Below are 16,807 nucleotides of genomic sequence, written 5' to 3' on the forward strand. Positions count from 1 at the left end.
CCTTTTATTTTTTTGCTTGTCAGAGACAATTCTGCCCCCTTAAGTTGTAATGCAATAGTTGCTCTCAACGCGCCGTTTTCATCAATTCTAAAACACACGGCATCCAAGCCGCTGTGCGAACGGCGATGCTGGGCGCTGTAAACGGAAAGAAAACCTCCAGGTCGCATCCGCCCAGGGAAAACAGATGCAACATTCCTTTAATAGTCCATTATTCAGGAAGGCCTCAGAGCAATTTGGCGGCACAGTCGATGTAGAAAACCTTGGAGAGCATAAGGCGATCTACATGCTTGCAGCCACTTGCTTCACGACAATTAAAAATTCATTCAGGAGCAAAAATCCTGCTTTTTATGATTTTCTAGAGTCCGTTGATGTCGGTTTTATCTTCTCGGATCGCCCTAACGCTCAAGCGTGGAGCGTTGGGGGAAAACATTTTATAGGTCTAACATCAGGTTTAGTTCACCTAATTTACTACGTGACGCAATACATCTTCTCGATAAAAGACGCGTTTCCGTACATCGACGGCGGCGAACTCGAAGATCCGATCGCCCCTGACACTCTACGCGTCGGATTTGCTATCGATCAAATAGTTCGCCTGAAGAAGGCCCAGATTATAGCCTATTCTCGTGAAAGGAGCCCAAGATCAGAAGATCGTCACTCGATATCAATTCTTTCCGCCATTTGCGCATTCCAATTTGTTATTTTGCACGAGTACGCACATCTTTTCTTTGGGCACCTGGCCATTATTCGAGACATTTATGGCTTGCAGCTATTGACAGAGCTGAACTACGACGAAGACGCCGTAGACTACGGCCTTCCTAACGAGGCGAAGCAATTCTTCGAGATACAAGCAGATCAATTTGCTGTTGATCTGGCTTTACGAAATCGAATTTTCTTCGAAAGTAAGATGGACGACGTAGAACTAGAAAGTCTGTACGGAGTTTGGTCGCTATCAGTACATCTTATGTTTTGGCTTTTCTCCCAATTGACTTCGTTTGAGAGCAAGTCAATTCAGGCTAGCCACCCTCATCCGCAAACTCGCAGTTTTTCGGCCTTCATTGCAACAAACCAGCAATTCGAGCGACTTTCAGCAGCGAAGAGCCGGCGGAAGCGACATGCGAACACAGTTGCGAGCCGAGGTGCTAGTCGAGGAATCGCGATGTTGAAGGAATTCTGGACGAAATACGACATACCTGGCTCAAGCTGGCTCTGGCTTGAAAGCGAGCACTCGATGGAACAACATATGAAGTGGTCACAATTGATGTTGTCGCAGGTTAAAGAAATTAGAGGCCGCCAGGCAGAGTATGTAAACTTAAACATTTATGATGCATTGTTCTTAAAGAAATAGGAACTTCTGAATGAAGTCGGACACGCTGGAGATACGCTGAGCTCGATCCAAACCCAGCGTTTGTACTTCGGCAACGCGTGCTACAGATGTACACGCTTGGCCACTCCCCCCCATGCACCTCCACATCTTCTCCGACCTCCACGCCGACATGGCCGATATCAAGCCGATCGCTGCCCTGCCCGGGGTCGATGCGGTCGTCGTCGCCGGCGATGTCTGCGAGGGGGCGGTGAACGGGTTTACGCGGCTGCGCGAGATCGTGCCGGAGCCGGTCCCGATCGTGATGGTGATGGGCAACCATGAGTTCTATCAGCGCACCTTCCCTGAGGAGCTGAAGCTGGCCCGGACCGAGGCGGCGCGGTTCTCGGTGCATCTGCTGGAGAACGCGGCGGTCGAGATCGCGGGCATGCGCTTCGTCGGCTGCACGCTGTGGACCGACTATGCCATCTTCGGCCCCGGAAGCGAAGCGGAGGCGATGGCGGCCTGCCTGGACGGCCTGGCCGACCATCGCTGCATCACCTGGCGTGACCAGCCTTGGGAGCGCTTCACGCCGCAGCACGCGCGCGGCCTGCACCAGGGCTCGCGCGCCTATCTGGCGGAGGCGCTGGCGACGCCGTTCGATGGCCCGACCGTCGTCGTCACCCACCACGCCCCCGCCTGGGGCTCGGTCGCCGAGCGCTATCGCACCGATCGCCTGACACCCGGCTTCGCCTCCGACCTCTCGGCGCTGATCCTGTCGACCCAGCCGGCGCTCTGGGTCCACGGCCACATCCACACGCCTTCGGACTATCACATCGGCAACACGCGCGTGATCTGCAACCCGCACGGCTATGGCCGCGAGAACCCGGCGTTCGATCCGGCCTTGGTGGTCGAGGTCGCGTAGCCCGGATGAGCGCGGCGACATCCAGGGTCCCCTGCACCGCCGATGATGAACCCGGATATCGCTGCGCTCATCCGGGCTACGCGCTGGACCGAAGGCTGTTTGTTCCACTAGGCGACTCCGCCCATCCCGGGCGCCTCGGTTGACTTGCATCAACGGCGTTGAAGTGGACCCGTACCAGACTGTCACCGTCAGAGAAGCGGAGGCAGCATCATGGCCGATACGCAAGCGTCTCTCGTCCCATCCCACGATGCCCCCGATCCGCACCGTCAAATCGATTCAGCCGCGTGGGCCGTATTCTTCATCTGGCTCGGCGTGGTCATGCTCGCGGGACTGTCCTGGGGCTGGTTCCTGGTGGGCGTCGGCGTCCTCATCCTGGGCGTACAGATGATGCGGACGCAACGGAGCCTGAAGGTCGACAGGTTCGGCGTGATCATGGGGGTCATCATTCTCGCGGCCGGCACTTGGGATCTTCTCGCCTTGTCGTTGCCGCTCATGCCGATGATCCTGATCGTGCTGGGCGGATATCTGCTCTGGAAGACGCTTTCGACGCCGGAATCCCCCTGAAGCGGCGCACGAGACATCAGTGCCGTAGCCCGGATGAGCGCAGCGACATCCGGGGTCTCCCCCGACGCCGGTGCCGAACCCGGATATGGCTGCGCTCATCCGGGCTACGAGACCGGTGATGCCGCTCCTCCGTCGCGCTCATGTCGGCGGGGGCCCATCGGGCTGGCGTTGACCGGCCCCGTTGAGTCCCACATCATCGGCGGATGCCATTCGATGACCCAGACAAATTCCATAACGTCGGGACGCCTCCCTCCGACGCAGGCTATCGCTGTCCATGCTGCCGCTTCCTCACCTTAGGCGAACGCGGCGGCTTCGAGATCTGCGCGGTGTGCTACTGGGAGGACGACGGGCAAGACGATCATGATGCCGACGTTGTTCGCGGCGGCCCGAATGGAGCGCTTTCGCTGACCGACGCGCGGCGCAACTTCGCTGCATGTGGCGCATCGGATCCCGTCTTTCGCGCCAACGTCCGCATGCCAAGGGACGACGAACTGTAGCAAAAGTAGCTCGGATGAGCGTAGCGACATTCGATCTGGTGTTTCCGCCTGATCTCGTCGTCCTGTTGCGAGAGCGCCGTTCTGTCGCCGATCATGACCGGGCCGACAAGGCAGCCATCCGGGGACGCGCTCGACTGGCCGCTCGAAGGGCTGCTTTTCGACCTCGAGCACAACAGTCTGTGGTGCCCGAATGGGGCGACAAGCCAGCACGTCTGGACGCCTGTGAGGAGATTTTCCGCTCGGTGGTCTCCCGCGCGCCCATGCTGATTCCTCTGATCGGCCATCGCTATCTTCCGGCCGTGCCTTGCGAGTCCGGCAATCCGGTGTTCTCCGTCTACCAGCGCCGCGCGGAGTAGCTGAGAGCCATGGCTCGCGGGCGCTCTGGGTCCACGGCCACATCCACACGCCCTCGGACCATCACATCGGCATCACGCGCGTGATCTGCAACCGGCACGGCTATGGCCGCGAGAACCCGGCGTTCGATCCCGCGCTGGTGGTCGAGGTCGCGTAGCCCGGATTCGCTGCCGCGAGCGGGCATGGGTTGCGACCTCCCCACTCATCCATGACGGGCCAGGCAGGGAATGCGATCCCACGCCCGGACCCAGGCCGGGCGGCTCGCCCGCGGGCTCAGGCCGCCGAGCGGTGGCTGGTGGGCTGCCTCAACGCATCCGCAAAACCGTCGCGCCAGGAGGCATGCGCCGGCAGCCAGCCGAGCTCGCGCTTGGCCTTGTCGTTGGATGCCCCGCGCACCTCCGTCATCATCGCAACCATGTGCTCGCCCGCAAGCAGGCGCCCGAGCCAGGCGGGAATGTGACGCGGCGCCTTGGCACCGAGCATTTCGGCCAGCGCGGGCAACCATTCCTCCACCTGCGCCGGATGATCGTCGACGATGTTGTAGATGCTGCCGGCGCGTCCGCGGTCGACTGCGGCCAGCGTTGCAGAGGCGGCGTCCTCGGTGTGAATGAACGACCACGTGCCGCCGCCGCGGCCGATCACCGGCACCCGCCGGTGGCGCAGCTCGCCGATCATTTCAGGCGAGAGCATGCCGGTGCCCGGTCCGTAGAAAAATCCATAGCGCAGCACGATCCCTTCCGGCATCGCCGATGCGGTGACGCTTCGCTCCAGATAGCGGATGGCGTCGAGCGTGCGCCGCAGCTCCTGGGGCGGATGCGGATCGAGCTCATCGGCCTCGGTCTTCACGGCTCCGCCGGTGCGGCTGAAGCTCCAGCCGCAAAAGCTCTGCGCGATGAAGCGCCTCGCGCCGGCATCGCGCGCGGCCGCAAGCAGAATGTCGGTTCCGCGGGTGCGTAGCTCGTTGGTTCGCGCGAAGGAACGATCGAAATGGCGCAGGTCGGTCGCAGCAAGATCGGTCATCTGGTGGATGACCATTTCGGGCTTCGCCGCGATGACCGCAGCGCGCATGCCCTCGGCATCGAGCCCGTCGGCGACCACCACCTCCGCGCCCAATCGGCGCACGATGTCTGCTTTCGCTTCACTCCGTGTCGTGCCGATCACCGAATGACCCGCGGCAACCAGTGCCGGAACAAGATATCGCCCGACCGCGCCGGTCGCGCCCGCAACTAGGATTCGCATGATGTGCTCCTCGATCCGTTGCCGTCACTCTCGACGTAGTCGAGGCGTAAAGCTGTTCAAGGACACCTCTTCGTGAGGCCGCGGTTGGAACCGCGGATGAGCGGGTGGGCAAAGCGGCGCACACGGCAACGCCGCGTCGCATCGTGCGCAGCGCAAGCGCGCGTGATGAAAAATGGCGGGCACGTGCCGCCTGACGGCGGCGCTTTGCCCACCCGTTCCGATTTGAACGTCCTTGGTCTGGCTGATCGGTGCACGACAAGGCGCTCACGCGCCCTACTCTGCTGACATCGCCATCACCCATGCCCGCTGCTCCTCCGTGTCGGGTACTCCGACGCCGCGGGCCGTGGCGATGCGCGACAAGGCCTCGGCGGCATCGACGCCGAGGCGGATCATGACGCAGGCGGCGAGCAGCGAGGAGCGGCCGATGCCGGCGCGGCAATGGATCAGCACATCTGCGCCATCCGACAGCCGCGCGGCAAGGCTGCGCGCGAGCTCTGCCGTCGCGCGCCGGCTCTCGGGCAGGCCGCGGTCGGGGATCGGGAACGATACGAACGCCACGCCGCTGACAGCACACAGCGCGGCCTCGCGGTGCAGGCCGAGGTCGTGGATCTCCGCCGGCTCCAGGAGGCTGACGACGTGGGCTATGCTCTCAGCCGCCCAGCCGCCGATCTCATCCTCCAGCCAGTCGCCCGCGCGCGGCCGCGCGGCGATGGCGAGGCGGCCGGTGGTGGGGCAATCGATCCAGTGAAGGCGAGACATGGCGGGAGATCCGATCTTCGGTGGAGCGGTCATAGATGGGCCACGTCAGCGCATCACCCCCATGACGGCCGACGCGCGCTGCGGTACTCTGCGGCCATGAAGATGAAGAGGCTCACTTACGTCCTCGCACGCGTCGAGGCGTGACCAGCCGATCTGCAGGACGAGCTTGCAGACCTTGCGCTCGAAATCGACGCCAGCATGGCCGGCGGCGAATACCGGCCGAGCGAGGCAGAGCTGACCGGCATTGATCGCGCCCTGCGCGCCGCCGATGAAGGACGCTTCGCCAGCCAGGAAGACGTCGCAGCCGCGTTCGCCAAATTCCGCCCCCGATGAGGGGCGGCTCCATCACACGGCTCTGCGGGCGGGCTTATAGCTCCACTTCACCAACGCTTCGCGGCCGCGGCTGCCTCCCGTGGCCTAGCGCAGTCCCGTTCCGTGGCAGCGCTGGCATTTCAACACCTTGTCGCCCTTCTTGACCAAGCCCTTGCCTTCGCAATTCTTGCACTTGGCCTTCTTCTTGATGTTCGGGCCTTTTTCGTTGGCCATGCTGGTCTCCGGGATGAGTTCGTTGCAGGCGCGTTTAGCCGCTATCTCCATCCCGAACAATGGCATGGTGGCTGCGGCGCCTCGTGACGACCGTGGCGGGGACAGTGAGAATGATCGACATCAGTCGCCTGACAGCGCTTTGTGCAGCCTCTGAAGGTCGGACGACTCTCTCGCCTCGTCATTCCGGGGCGCCCGAAGGGCGAGCCCGGAATCCATAGCCACGAGCGGTTATCAGGTGGCGAGATACATGCCCACGACTATGGTTGCCCGTTACGACGGCTTGTGGGTATGGATTCCGGGCTCGCGCTTTCGCGCGCCCCGGAATGACGTGTGGAGAGAGCTTCCGCTCTCATGCGACCTCCACCGACAGCCCCTACTTGAAGCACACCGACGTATCTCCCGGCACGAACGAGTTGCCCGGCATCGGCTTCAGCGGGGTCAGCTTGGGGTTGGCGTTCATCAGCCGCTTCGAATAGGCCCCGAGCGCGGCGTTCATCGTGTTCAGGCGGTCCTGGGCGTCGGTACGTTGCAGCGGCAGGGTGATGACGCCGGAATTGTAGACCTCGGCACGGGACCATTGCTGCCCCGAGACGATGCGGCCGACGAGGCGCGATTTCAGGTCGGCGGCGCTGTCGCCGGCGGCGCTCTTGGCCCCGACGACGTTCGGCGGCAGCAGGTCGGGGTTGACGATCCAGCCGCGCTTCTTGGCGACGTTGTTGCCGAACAGGATCAGTTCGTCGACCGTGTTGTTCAGCGCCACGTAGTTGCGCAGCGGCAGGCTGGCATCGCCGGTGCCGGTCTCCTGCACGTGGCTCGCCAGATGCGGCCCCGTTGCGCAATAGGTACCGAACACCAGCTTGATGCTGCCCGAGCTCATGGCCATGTAGCTGCCGACATCCGAGCCGCCGGGCGGCGACGGCGCGTCGTCGCCGCAGAAGGTGCCGTGAGAGGAAGCATCCTGAAGGCTATGCAGATAGAGCCCGATACGGGCGATCTGCACCGGCACCGGCGGCTTCTTCGGGTCGTCGAACAGCACGCCGGTGGTCCTTTGCTTGTCGTCCAGCCAGGACTTCAGCTGGGTGTAGTCGACGACCGCGCTGGGGTTGCTGTTGTCGAGTATCTTCGGCCCCGACGTCACGTTGATCGCCGGCCCGATGGCGTAGTTCTCGAGCAGCGGCACGTTGCCGCTGAGCGGCACGTTCGCGAGGCATTTCGGGCCGCTGAAATTCGACGAGCCGTTCGGCACGGTGTAGCCGGCGGTGCACAGCAGGCCCGGCGCCTCGTCGCCCTTCATGGCCCATTGCCGGAGGTCGTACAGCGTGCCCTGATAGACGTCGTCGATGGTGATGGGATAGCCGGGCGGCGGATAATGGAACGGATAGACGGCCTGCACACCGCTGGCGCCGTGCACGTCGGTGCCCTGCCCGTTCGGCGAGAAATTCAGCATATAATGATACAGCGGTCCGTCGGTGGTGTTGTTGGTGCGCTGGAAGCCGTTGAACGCAGCGGTGATGTAGCTGGCGCCCGAATTGGTCGTCGTGGCCTGCCCGCCGCACTGGTCGATCGGCGCATATTGCCCGTAGTCGGAATTCTCGTTGTAGGCGGCGATCCAATAGGCCACGTCGGCGCGATAGCCGAGCGCCTGGGCGATGAAATAGGTGCTGTCGGCATGGATCATGCTGCGTCCCGGCGGGATGGCGGCAAACTGCACCGCCTCGAGCAGGCAGCCGCGGTTGAGCGCCTCCGCCGGATCCTTGCACGCGCTGGCCGGCGCGAGGCAATTCCTCAGTCCATCCTTCACGCGCGGGATGCAGATGTCCTCGAGGAACGCGTGCGCCGGGCGCGCCGTGGTCAGTCCCCAGCCGAGAACGGCTGATCCCACGGTGACGGAGAGGGTCGACAACGCGAACACGATGCGCATGAAAATCTCCTTGGTGATCTGAAATCCAGCCGGCCGGAACCGAATGATGACAAACGCCATCCATTCCAGCCGTGGGAGTTTGAAAACGATGCCGGTCCGTGACGCGCACATCGCAGATTCGGCGAGTTCGATTTGATACGAGATGAAGCGATTAATCAACTTGAAGTTGTTTGGACTGTTCGCTGTGCCGGCAATGACGGAGATCCCTGCGTCCATCGATAAGCAACTCCGCGCGCCCTGCGACCAGATGTTCGCCCCCTTCCCGCCGCATCATCATCACCCGAGCGGCAGTTGATCTCGCTCGCATCAGCCTTACCTGAAGGGTCCGGCCGCCGCGCGTCGGCGGATGTTGCGTATCCAATCGGCGAGTGAGTTCCAGCATGAGCGTTCAGACAGTCCGCGGACCGAACCACCTTCCTGAGGGCGGCGACGGCGTGATCCGGATCGACAGTTTTGCGGCCGCGCGTGACGTGCTGCGCTCCGGCGACGTGCGGCAGGCCGGGTTCAAGGCCGAGCTGGTGCATCGCTTTCTCGGGCCCGCGCCACGCGCCGGTGCTGTACCAGGATGGCGAATCGCATCAGAAGCAGCGCAGCGCCACCGCGCGGTTCTTCGCGCCGCGCGTCGTCGCCACCCGCTATCGTGAGCTGATGGAGGCGATGAGCCGCGATCTGGTGGCGCAGTTCTGCGCGACGCGGCGGGCGCGCCTCGACGACATGAGCCTTGCGCTCGCGGTCGCCGTCGCCGCCGACATCATCGGGCTGACCGACAGCCCGCGCGATGCGATGGCGGCGCGGCTGAACCGCTTCTTCACGATGCCCGCCGGCGACGGACCGGTCTCGACCCTGCTCAGCGCGATCGCCGGCCAGCTCCGCACCTTCACCTTCTATCTGTTCGACGTGCGCCCGGCGATCAGCGCCCGGCGCCGTGAGCCGCGCGAGGACGTCATCTCGCATCTGATCGCGGAAGGCTATTCCAACCGCGAGATCCTCACCGAATGCCTCACCTACGGCGCCGCGGGCATGGCGACGACGCGCGAGTTCATCGTCATGGCGAGCTTGCGGCTGTTCGAGGACGACGCGCTGCGCGCGCGCTTCCTCGCCGCCGACGAGCCGCAGCGCATGAGCATTCTCGAAGAGGTGCTGCGGCTCGAGCCGGTGGTGTCGGTGCTGAAGCGCCGCACGGCGTGCGAGATGACGGTGCAGACCGACGCGGGCACGACGACGATCCCCGCGCGCAGCGTGGTCGAGATCGACGTCGGCGCCGCCAACCGCGACGAAGCCGCAGCCGGCGCCTGCCCGCACCAGTTCGATCCCGACCGCGCCCGCCCCGCCAAGGGCTCCGCCAGCCTGATGAGCTTTGGCGACGGCCCGCACCGCTGCCCCGGTGCCGCCGTGGCACTGCAGGAAGCCGCGATCTTCCTCGACCACCTCATGCGCGTCCCCGGCCTGCGGCTCGAGCAGCGCCCGACCAAGACGACGAACCCGGTGAGCAGCGGGTATGAGTTGCGCGATGCGGTGATCGTGGTGGGGTGAGGCGACGTGGCGGACGAGGAGCACAACTAACAAGTGCTCATCGCAGGTGCTGATGGGGAAAGAAGCACAGTGCAAGTAACTGCGCCCTCTCCCCTTGTGGGAGAGGGCATGTACGGCCCATCCACGCATGTGGTCGGGTGAGGGGTATCTCTCCGCGAGCGATGCGCGTGGAGAGATACCCCTCACCCGACCGAGTCTGCCGCACAGTCCTACATGCCCTCTCCCACAAGGGGAGAGGGCGCATTCACTCGCACCGTGATTTCATTTCCATCATTACTGCCACGATGTGTCGACCGCTCAGCAATTAGCAGGCAGCGCCGTAGGGTGGGCAAAGGCGCGCCACTCTACCGCTGTTGGGCGCAAGGTCTCGCGCGACGTGCCCACCGTCCGCACCCATTGCGACCGCCGGTGGGCACCGCCTCACGGCGGCGCTTTGCCCACCCTACGGTTCAGTGCGTAGGGCGGATGAGCGCAGCGGAATCCGCCATCTTGTGTGCCGAGCGGCGGATTACGCTGCGCTAATCCGCCCTACTCGATCGCTCACCGCAATCCGCCCGTCACATGCAGCGTCTCGCCTGTCACATACGACGCATCATCGGACGCGAAGAACGCCACCGCGGCGGCGATCTCCTCGGCCTTGCCGACGCGGGCGAGCGGCGTGGCGGTTTCGATCCAAGTGCGCATGTCGCCTTCGTGTAGGCCGGCGGCGACGACGCCTTCGGTGACGATCATGCCGGGGTTGATGGTGTTGACGCGGATCTTGCGCGGCGCGAGCTCCTTCGACAGCACCGAGGAGATGGCGTCGACCGCGGCCTTGGTCGCGCTGTAGACCGCGGTGTTCGGCGGCGTCAGCGTCGACACGCCGGAGGAGATGTTGACGATGCTGCCGCCGGCCGGATTGAAGTGCCGCGCGGCTTCCTGCGACACCAAGAGCAGGCCGAGCACGTTGAGATCGAACTGGCTGTGGAAATGCTCCGGCGTGATGCCGTCGAGCGGCGCGAACGCGTAGACGCCGGCATTGTTGACGAGGATGTCGATCGGGCCCAGCGCCTTGACGGTCTCGGCGACCACGCTCTTCACCTGGCCGGCGTCGGTCAGATTGCCGCCGACGGCCACCGCCTTGCCGCCCTTGGCGGTGATGCCGGCCACGACGCGGTCGGCGCCCGCCTTGCTGGCGCTGTAGTTGACGGCGATCGCGGCGCCTTCCGCCGCCAGCCGCGCCGCGATCTCGGCGCCGATCCCCTTCGATGCGCCGGTCACCAGCGCCACCTTGCCTTCCAGTCTCCTGCTCATGCTGCTCTCCTTGCGCCGCGGCGCTAATTCAATTGTTCAGAACTAGTGAACTATTGAACCGCCGCAAGGGGCCCGCTATATAATTTTCCATGGCGCCCTTGTTTCATCCGTCGCGGGAGGACATCACCCTGGCCGGCGTGCTCTCGGCACTCGCCGACCCGATGCGGCTGCGCATCGTCAAGGGGCTGATGGAACAGACCGATTGCAGGTCCTGCATCGAGGCCGCCCCCTGCCCCGGCATGGCCAAATCGACGCTGTCGAACCACTTCCGCATCCTGCGCGAGGCCGGCCTGATCCAGACCACCAAGAAGGGCGTCGAGCACCGCAACGTCGTCCGCGAGGCCGACCTCAACGCGCGCTTCCCGAAACTGCTGAAGACGATCCTGGGCTACGCCGATTGAAGCGGCCGTCGTCCGGGTGGGCGGTGGCGATATCCGGAGTTACGACAATCGCGGGTGATGAACCCGGATGAAGCTGCGCTCATCCGGGCTGCGCACGACGCGCTCCGCGCCGATCGCCGCATCACGCCTCGCGGGCCGCCGCCTCCATCTCACCATCGCGTTCATCGCTGGCGGCGTCCGGATTGCGGTGCAGGCCGGCTGCGAAGATGTCGTGGACGAGGCCGAGCTTGCCAAGGCCCAGGATGATCAGGCCGTTGATGTCGATCTCGTACCAGGCGTGCGACAGATAGGCGTCGCGGGGAAAGCGGTGATGGTTGTTGTGCAGCCCCTCACCGAAGGTGACGAGCGTGGTGATGAGTTCGTTGGTGGTGCCGTCGCTGGTTTTATAACGGCGATAGCCCCAGCGGCCGTCGCTGTGGCAGACCGAGTTGACCAGCGAGGTCGCGGCGGTCATGACGTAGCTGCGGAACAGGCCGGCGAACAGCACGCAGCCGACCATGGTATGCACGCCGCCGAAGGTGTAGCCGATCGCGGCCGGAATGATCACCGCCGACAGCGTGTACCAGACCCAGCGCGTGCGGGTGAAGAACATCGCGATCGGGTCGTTGAGGATGTCCTTGGCGTAGTACTCCGCATCGGTCGTCGCCTGGTCCCACACCCAGCCGCCCTGCGCATGCATCATGCCCTTGGCGAAGCTGAGATAGCGATGGCCCATGCCGTCATAATACGGGCTGTGCACGTCGCCGGGCTTGTCGGAATGGAGGTGGTGCCGGCGATGGTTGGAGACCCATTTCAGCACCGAGCCCTGCACCGCCATGGTGGCGATGGCGCAGAAGAACGCCCGCATGACCGGGCCGCAGCGGAAGCTGCGATGCACGAACAGGCGGTGCATCGCCACGCCGATGCCGACCGTGGTGAGCGCGAACATGCCGAGGAAGACCGCGATTTCGACCCAGCCGATGCCGTACATGACAGCCCACACCGGCCATCCCACAGTGCCCGCGAACATCAGTCCGAATGCGATGTAGGAATCGCGAAACTTGGCATCGACCACCGGCCCTTCGAGCAGCACGCCCGGCGGCAGCTTCGGCTCCGCAGCCTGGTCCGACATCACGCCCTCAACAACGATACTCATACGCCAGCCCATTCATGAAAAATTAACCATGCTGCGGCGCATCGTACAGTTGTAGGCGCGCTCTCGCAAGCACCGGGCGGCCGTCGCGCCGCGTCACGCCGGCGCAAGGCCTAGACGCCAAAGGCCTCACCACGGTCATTGCGAGCGCAGCGAAGCAATCCAGAGTCCCGCGCGCAGCCCTGGATTGCTTCGCTGCGCTCGCAATGACGCGGTGAAAGCTGGCCGATCGCTCGTTTGCAGCCTATGCGCGCGAGGCCCCGACAATCACTGTGCCGCCGCAGCACGGCGAACAGGGCGCGCGCGGCCATCTCGCGGGATCGCATCCAACGATGCACGCCCTTGCCCCAGGCCCCGCGCATGTTAGCCTTAACGGCAAAAGAGACATCAGGGGGGAGGACGATCATGCCGAAGCTGAGCCGCCGTGCGCATCTGCAGGGGCTGTTGGGAATGGCCGCGATGGCCGGGATCGGCGGCATGGCGCGCGCCGCTGATGCGCCGGCGGTGCCGCCGGAGGGCATCGGGCGCGGCATCAAGCACATCTCCTACAGCGACATCGGCGGGCGGCCGGACAGCGTGCAGATCATGGCGCACCGCAACCATCTCTATGTCGGCCACATGTTCAGCGACGGCGTCACCATCCTCGACGCCAGCGATCCGCACAACGTCAAGCCCGTGAACTTCTTCACCGCCGGACAGTTCACCCGCACGCATCATCTGCAGACCTCGGACGATCTGCTGCTGCTTGCCAACGGCGCCAACATCGTTGCGATGCAATCCTACTCCGACCAGCGCGGCTATTTCGAGAACTCACTGTCCGACAGCATCACCAAGCGCAAGCCGTTCCGCAGCGGCCTCTCGATTCACGACATCTCCAAGCCCGGCGAGATGCGCGAGATCGCGTTTCTGGAAATGCCCGGGCTTGGCATCAACCGGCTGTCCTGGATGGGCGGCCGCTACGCCTATGTCTCGGCGCATTTCGACGGCTTCACCGATCACTGCCTGTGCATCGTCGATCTCAACGAGATCACCAAGCCGGTCATCGTCTCGAAATGGTGGCTGCCGGGCATGAACCGCGCCGCCGGCGAAGCGTCGACCGCGCCGAAGGGCAAGCGCTACGCGCTGCATCACATGATCGTCGCCGGCAAGCTCGGCTACGGCGCCTGGCGCGACGGCGGCTTCACCATCCACGACGTCTCCGATCCGGCGCAGCCAAAACTGCTGTCGCATCTGAACTGGTCGCCGCCCTTCCCCGGCGGCACGCATACGCCGTTGCCGCTGCCAGGCCGCAACCTCGCCATCGTCGCCGACGAGGCCAATGCCGAGAAATGCGCCAGGGCCTGTTCCAGATCTTCGTCGTCGACGTCCGCGTGCCGGAGAATCCGGTGACGATCGCGACCTTGCCGGTGCCGACCGAGCGCGACTATTGCGCCGCGCCCGGCACCTTCGGCCCGCACAATCTGCATGAGAACCGCCCCGGCTCGATGCAGAGCGAGGACACGATCTTCGCGACCTACAACGCCGGCGGCGTGCGCGTGTTCGACATCCGCAATCAGTTCGCACCGAAGGAGCTCGCATCCTGGCTGCCGCCGGCACCGGCCAAGCTGATCGACCCGCGGCCCAACGTGTCGCTCGCCGCCAAGACCGCCGACGTGTTCGTCACCAAGGACGGCCTGATGTACGCGACCGACTGGAATGCGGGACTGCACGTGCTGCAATATGAGGGGTGAGATGGGGGCGGCGCGCTCAGGCGATGCTATCGCGTCACCTTGAGAACTAAGACGGCAACGGCCGGGCCTCGTCCTGCGAGACGCGCGCCAAGTGGCGCGCTCCTCAGCGTGAGGAGCAGCAGCGCGGCATGGGGCCCTCGTGCCAGACGCTCTTCATGAACGCGCCGGTTGGCATGTTCATAGTCGATGTGCAGCGCCGCCTTCGGTGCACGCCCCTCATGGTGAGGAGCGCCGCACCACCGATGTGGCCATCGCAATCAGCATCAATGGCGGCGCGTCTCGAACCATGAGGCCACGGTCTGCTTAATTGTCGGTCCGGAAGACCTGCTTCCCTACTTCTCCTCTTCCATCGTGACCGCGACGGCGCCGACTGCCGAGAGCCGCACCTTGTCGTCCTCGATTTCGGCGACGAGGCCCTTGTCGATGAAGTGATGGTGGCCCTTGTGGCTGCCCTCGCCGCCGTCCTGTTTGGTCAGCTTGATGCGGTTGCCCTCGACGCGGTCGACGGTGCCGACATGCACGCCGTCAGCGCCGATGACCTCCATGTGTTCCCTGATGTCCTGCATGGCGGGAGTCCTCTCGCGGTGATAGAGAAGCTCCTTCAACAAACGGACGATGGAAGCGTTCCGCGCGGGGGTACACACGGAGCCGTAGGGTGTGCAAAGGCGCGCCAAGAAGCATCTCATGATGCGACGATGTCTCGCGCGCCGTGCCCACCGCCCGTCCCCAGCACCACCGATGGTGGGCACGCGCCGCCGTCGGCGTCGCTTTGCCCACCCTACGGCTGCGCCCAACTAACTTTCCTATGGACTGCACCCGCCGTCACGTCAGATCGGATAGCGCCATTTGAGCGCACGGCGGACGAAGAAGGCGGCGACCGCGACGATCACCAGCGCGATCATGTCGCTCCGGAACAGCATCGGCGGAAAGCGGACGAACATGGGTGTGAAGATCAGCGCGAACAGCACCAGCAGAAGGCCGTTATAGATGTAGTACAGCGGCGACCTGAAAATGCCCGTCCGCGCCAGCTCGGTGCAGGACATCGGCTGCGGCAGCAGATCGGCGAGCAGTGAGCCGAGAAAGTCAGCACCGTCCATGACGTCAACATCGCCCGTTCTGCGCGATCACCCTGGTCGTTCCAACAGCCTAACCGTTTCAGCGATCATCGCACGGTCCGCTGTGCTCACGCGTCGATCACATCTTTGTCTGTCATCGGCGCTCGACCGTTGGTTCGATGCCATCCCGCAACAGCAAGTGTTGGGAGAAATTGCGCACACCGCGCGCGCCCTGCCCGCCGATCACCTCGACCGATGGCGGGCACGTGCCACCTGACGGCGCCGCTTTGCCCACCCTGCGACAGCGTCATACGGGCGAACTCCTGCCGGTGACATCCTGTGCGCCCTTGAACATTGCTCAAAATTGCTGTATCGATATTTGAGCGATGCTCATAAATGTGGAATCGATGATGGCGACCTCCTTCGATCTCGAAACGACAAGCCAAGGCCAAGGCGGGACGGGCCAAAGCGCGGCGCCCTGGATCCGGCTCGCGCCGACGGCGGTGACGGTCGGGGCCATCCTGCTGATGGTGATGCATGGACGCATTGCCCAGCCGGCGCACTACAACGAATTCGCCGACCAATCGGCCGTGCTCGGCATCCCGCACGCAGCCGACGTGCTGTCCAACGCCGGGTTCGCGCTGGTCGCCATCTGGGGCTGGCTGAAGCTCTGGCCTCGCCGCACCGACGCATCTCTGCGCGCGGGATGGCCGGGCTACGGGATGTTTCTGGCCGGCCTCCTGCTGACTGCTTTCGGGTCCGCCTTCTACCACCTCGCTCCCGACAATGGCCGCCTGGTCTGGGACCGGCTGCCGATCGCGCTCGCCTGCGCCGGCCTGCTCGTTGGCGTCCGCGGAGACACCCAGCCGGGACTGCGGACCGGAATGGAAGCGTTCGTGATGGGATTGTTTGCGGTCGCCAGCGTCGCATGGTGGGTCATCACTGCGCGAAGCGGCGCGGACGATCTGCGACCCTATCTGCTGCTGCAGGGTCTGCCGCTCGTTCTCATCCCGTTGTGGCAGGCGATCCATCGCGCCCCGCGCGCCGATCGCATCGCCTTCGCCGCCGCGATGCTGCTCTACGTGCTGGCCAAGCTCGCCGAGGTGCTCGACCACGAGATCGCGATCGCTCTCGGCTTCGTCAGCGGGCACACCTTGAAGCATCTGATCGCAACGACAGCCACGGCCGTGGTCGTCTGGAGCCTGATCCGTCGCAATGCGCTGCGCTCGCAATGACGCGGGAGACCGTGCGCGCGCAGCTATTTCGTGTTCGATCTCAAGCCGATATGTCCTGTCCAGATCTTCCGGAAAAAATAAATCACTTTCATTTTTTCCGAATTCATGATTGTCTTGCGGCATCCCGGCCCGCGAGAGGGGCGTATCGCGATCGTCACGAGACGTGGGGCCGGCGATGCGGTGGCCGCGAGTTTGCTGCAGCGGGCCCTTGGGCTCGCCGACGAACGGCAGCTTGCGGACGTGAAGACGCGTGGTCCTGGCGCCCCGAGGCTGGCGCCAAATTGGCGGGTGATGATGATCCCGCTAATGACGGTGGCTAACAA

Annotated in this window: 17 protein-coding genes and 1 pseudogene; 10 read left to right on the top strand and 8 right to left on the bottom strand. The window is 64.1% G+C overall.

The features are described from left to right. Positions 1 to 184: 184 nt before the first annotated feature. The 5 genes from ACQR1I_RS33140 to ACQR1I_RS33160 all read left to right on the top strand — a co-directional run bounded on the left by ACQR1I_RS33140 (position 185) and on the right by ACQR1I_RS33160 (position 3,642). On the top strand, positions 185 to 1,345 hold the full coding sequence (locus ACQR1I_RS33140; RefSeq protein WP_434870660.1) for a hypothetical protein: 1,161 nt from the start codon (positions 185 to 187) through the stop codon (positions 1,343 to 1,345). Between the two features lie 112 nt (positions 1,346 to 1,457). After that, positions 1,458 to 2,225, top strand: a complete 768-nt coding sequence (locus ACQR1I_RS33145; protein ID WP_434870659.1) for a metallophosphoesterase — start codon at positions 1,458 to 1,460, stop codon at positions 2,223 to 2,225. A gap of 210 nt (positions 2,226 to 2,435) precedes the next feature. Further along, positions 2,436 to 2,789 (top strand): hypothetical protein, encoded by a 354-nt coding sequence (locus ACQR1I_RS33150; protein WP_434870658.1) that lies wholly within the window; start codon positions 2,436 to 2,438, stop codon positions 2,787 to 2,789. 203 nt (positions 2,790 to 2,992) lie between these two features. Next, positions 2,993 to 3,286 carry a CPCC family cysteine-rich protein gene (locus tag ACQR1I_RS33155; RefSeq protein ID WP_434870657.1) on the top strand — a complete coding sequence of 98 codons (294 nt, stop codon included), beginning with the start codon at positions 2,993 to 2,995 and terminating at the stop codon, positions 3,284 to 3,286. A 14-nt stretch (positions 3,287 to 3,300) separates the two neighbouring features. Next, on the top strand, positions 3,301 to 3,642 hold the full coding sequence (locus tag ACQR1I_RS33160; protein WP_434870656.1) for a hypothetical protein: 342 nt from the start codon (positions 3,301 to 3,303) through the stop codon (positions 3,640 to 3,642). A 271-nt stretch (positions 3,643 to 3,913) separates the two neighbouring features. On the opposite strand, the gene ACQR1I_RS33165 is transcribed toward ACQR1I_RS33160, so the two are convergent. Both ACQR1I_RS33165 and ACQR1I_RS33170 read right to left on the bottom strand, forming a co-directional pair. Continuing rightward, the gene (locus ACQR1I_RS33165) at positions 3,914 to 4,879 is read right to left on the bottom strand and encodes an NAD-dependent epimerase/dehydratase family protein (protein ID WP_434870655.1); all 966 of its coding nucleotides are present in this window, start codon (positions 4,877 to 4,879) and stop codon (positions 3,914 to 3,916) included. A 273-nt stretch (positions 4,880 to 5,152) separates the two neighbouring features. Next, on the bottom strand, positions 5,153 to 5,638 hold the full coding sequence (locus tag ACQR1I_RS33170) for a protein-tyrosine phosphatase family protein (RefSeq protein ID WP_434870654.1): 486 nt from the start codon (positions 5,636 to 5,638) through the stop codon (positions 5,153 to 5,155). Positions 5,639 to 5,836: 198 nt separating this feature from the next. Here ACQR1I_RS33170 and ACQR1I_RS33175 point away from each other — a divergent pair, with 198 nt between their 5' ends. Then, positions 5,837 to 5,971 (top strand): hypothetical protein, encoded by a 135-nt coding sequence (locus tag ACQR1I_RS33175; protein ID WP_434870653.1) that lies wholly within the window; start codon positions 5,837 to 5,839, stop codon positions 5,969 to 5,971. Positions 5,972 to 6,055: 84 nt separating this feature from the next. On the opposite strand, the gene ACQR1I_RS33180 is transcribed toward ACQR1I_RS33175, so the two are convergent. Together ACQR1I_RS33180 and ACQR1I_RS33185 are read right to left on the bottom strand one after the other, a co-directional pair. After that, positions 6,056 to 6,184, bottom strand: a complete 129-nt coding sequence (locus ACQR1I_RS33180) for a hypothetical protein (protein ID WP_015666732.1) — start codon at positions 6,182 to 6,184, stop codon at positions 6,056 to 6,058. A gap of 373 nt (positions 6,185 to 6,557) precedes the next feature. Then, complete coding sequence (locus ACQR1I_RS33185; RefSeq protein WP_434870652.1) at positions 6,558 to 8,105, bottom strand: hypothetical protein; 1,548 nt, start codon at positions 8,103 to 8,105, stop codon at positions 6,558 to 6,560. A gap of 552 nt (positions 8,106 to 8,657) precedes the next feature. Between ACQR1I_RS33185 and ACQR1I_RS33190 the strand changes: the two genes are divergently transcribed. Then, complete coding sequence (locus tag ACQR1I_RS33190) at positions 8,658 to 9,638, top strand: cytochrome P450 (protein ID WP_434870651.1); 981 nt, start codon at positions 8,658 to 8,660, stop codon at positions 9,636 to 9,638. A gap of 540 nt (positions 9,639 to 10,178) precedes the next feature. Here ACQR1I_RS33190 and ACQR1I_RS33195 read toward each other — a convergent pair. Further along, the gene (locus ACQR1I_RS33195; protein ID WP_434870650.1) at positions 10,179 to 10,931 is read right to left on the bottom strand and encodes an SDR family NAD(P)-dependent oxidoreductase; all 753 of its coding nucleotides are present in this window, start codon (positions 10,929 to 10,931) and stop codon (positions 10,179 to 10,181) included. 89 nt (positions 10,932 to 11,020) lie between these two features. Here ACQR1I_RS33195 and ACQR1I_RS33200 point away from each other — a divergent pair, with 89 nt between their 5' ends. After that, the gene (locus ACQR1I_RS33200) at positions 11,021 to 11,332 is read left to right on the top strand and encodes an ArsR/SmtB family transcription factor (RefSeq protein ID WP_434870649.1); all 312 of its coding nucleotides are present in this window, start codon (positions 11,021 to 11,023) and stop codon (positions 11,330 to 11,332) included. A gap of 121 nt (positions 11,333 to 11,453) precedes the next feature. On the opposite strand, the gene ACQR1I_RS33205 is transcribed toward ACQR1I_RS33200, so the two are convergent. Next, positions 11,454 to 12,467 (bottom strand): acyl-CoA desaturase, encoded by a 1,014-nt coding sequence (locus ACQR1I_RS33205; RefSeq protein ID WP_434870648.1) that lies wholly within the window; start codon positions 12,465 to 12,467, stop codon positions 11,454 to 11,456. 402 nt (positions 12,468 to 12,869) lie between these two features. Between ACQR1I_RS33205 and ACQR1I_RS33210 the strand changes: the two are divergent. Then, a pseudogene (locus tag ACQR1I_RS33210) lies at positions 12,870 to 14,194 on the top strand (LVIVD repeat-containing protein). A 332-nt stretch (positions 14,195 to 14,526) separates the two neighbouring features. Here the strand turns inward: ACQR1I_RS33210 and ACQR1I_RS33215 are convergent. Next, the gene (locus ACQR1I_RS33215) at positions 14,527 to 14,760 is read right to left on the bottom strand and encodes a DUF2171 domain-containing protein (RefSeq protein ID WP_434870647.1); all 234 of its coding nucleotides are present in this window, start codon (positions 14,758 to 14,760) and stop codon (positions 14,527 to 14,529) included. Positions 14,761 to 15,021: 261 nt separating this feature from the next. Continuing rightward, a complete protein-coding gene (locus ACQR1I_RS33220) occupies positions 15,022 to 15,291 on the bottom strand; it encodes a hypothetical protein (RefSeq protein WP_434870646.1) in 270 nt (89 codons plus the stop codon). A gap of 365 nt (positions 15,292 to 15,656) precedes the next feature. Here ACQR1I_RS33220 and ACQR1I_RS33225 point away from each other — a divergent pair, with 365 nt between their 5' ends. Next, positions 15,657 to 16,484 carry a hypothetical protein gene (locus ACQR1I_RS33225; protein ID WP_434888871.1) on the top strand — a complete coding sequence of 276 codons (828 nt, stop codon included), beginning with the start codon at positions 15,657 to 15,659 and terminating at the stop codon, positions 16,482 to 16,484. Positions 16,485 to 16,807: the final 323 nt, after the last annotated feature.

The organism is Bradyrhizobium sp. HKCCYLS2038 (assembly GCF_051167655.1).
In the GTDB taxonomy this organism is placed as follows: Bacteria; Pseudomonadota; Alphaproteobacteria; order Rhizobiales; family Xanthobacteraceae; genus Bradyrhizobium.

Bases quoted from the DNA above. Each gene is read 5' to 3' on its own strand.
- ACQR1I_RS33140 (WP_434870660.1), top strand. From the start codon at position 185: ATGCAACATTCCTTTAATAGTCCATTATTCAGGAAGGCCTCAGAGCAA.
- ACQR1I_RS33145 (WP_434870659.1), top strand. From the start codon at position 1,458: ATGCACCTCCACATCTTCTCCGACCTCCACGCCGACATGGCCGATATC.
- ACQR1I_RS33150 (WP_434870658.1), top strand. From the start codon at position 2,436: ATGGCCGATACGCAAGCGTCTCTCGTCCCATCCCACGATGCCCCCGAT.
- ACQR1I_RS33155 (WP_434870657.1), top strand. From the start codon at position 2,993: ATGCCATTCGATGACCCAGACAAATTCCATAACGTCGGGACGCCTCCC.
- ACQR1I_RS33160 (WP_434870656.1), top strand. From the start codon at position 3,301: ATGAGCGTAGCGACATTCGATCTGGTGTTTCCGCCTGATCTCGTCGTC.
- ACQR1I_RS33165 (WP_434870655.1), bottom strand. From the start codon at position 4,879: ATGCGAATCCTAGTTGCGGGCGCGACCGGCGCGGTCGGGCGATATCTT.
- ACQR1I_RS33170 (WP_434870654.1), bottom strand. From the start codon at position 5,638: ATGTCTCGCCTTCACTGGATCGATTGCCCCACCACCGGCCGCCTCGCC.
- ACQR1I_RS33175 (WP_434870653.1), top strand. From the start codon at position 5,837: ATGGCCGGCGGCGAATACCGGCCGAGCGAGGCAGAGCTGACCGGCATT.
- ACQR1I_RS33180 (WP_015666732.1), bottom strand. From the start codon at position 6,184: ATGGCCAACGAAAAAGGCCCGAACATCAAGAAGAAGGCCAAGTGCAAG.
- ACQR1I_RS33185 (WP_434870652.1), bottom strand. From the start codon at position 8,105: ATGCGCATCGTGTTCGCGTTGTCGACCCTCTCCGTCACCGTGGGATCA.
- ACQR1I_RS33195 (WP_434870650.1), bottom strand. From the start codon at position 10,931: ATGAGCAGGAGACTGGAAGGCAAGGTGGCGCTGGTGACCGGCGCATCG.
- ACQR1I_RS33200 (WP_434870649.1), top strand. From the start codon at position 11,021: ATGGCGCCCTTGTTTCATCCGTCGCGGGAGGACATCACCCTGGCCGGC.
- ACQR1I_RS33205 (WP_434870648.1), bottom strand. From the start codon at position 12,467: ATGAGTATCGTTGTTGAGGGCGTGATGTCGGACCAGGCTGCGGAGCCG.
- ACQR1I_RS33215 (WP_434870647.1), bottom strand. From the start codon at position 14,760: ATGCAGGACATCAGGGAACACATGGAGGTCATCGGCGCTGACGGCGTG.
- ACQR1I_RS33220 (WP_434870646.1), bottom strand. From the start codon at position 15,291: ATGGACGGTGCTGACTTTCTCGGCTCACTGCTCGCCGATCTGCTGCCG.
- ACQR1I_RS33225 (WP_434888871.1), top strand. From the start codon at position 15,657: ATGATGGCGACCTCCTTCGATCTCGAAACGACAAGCCAAGGCCAAGGC.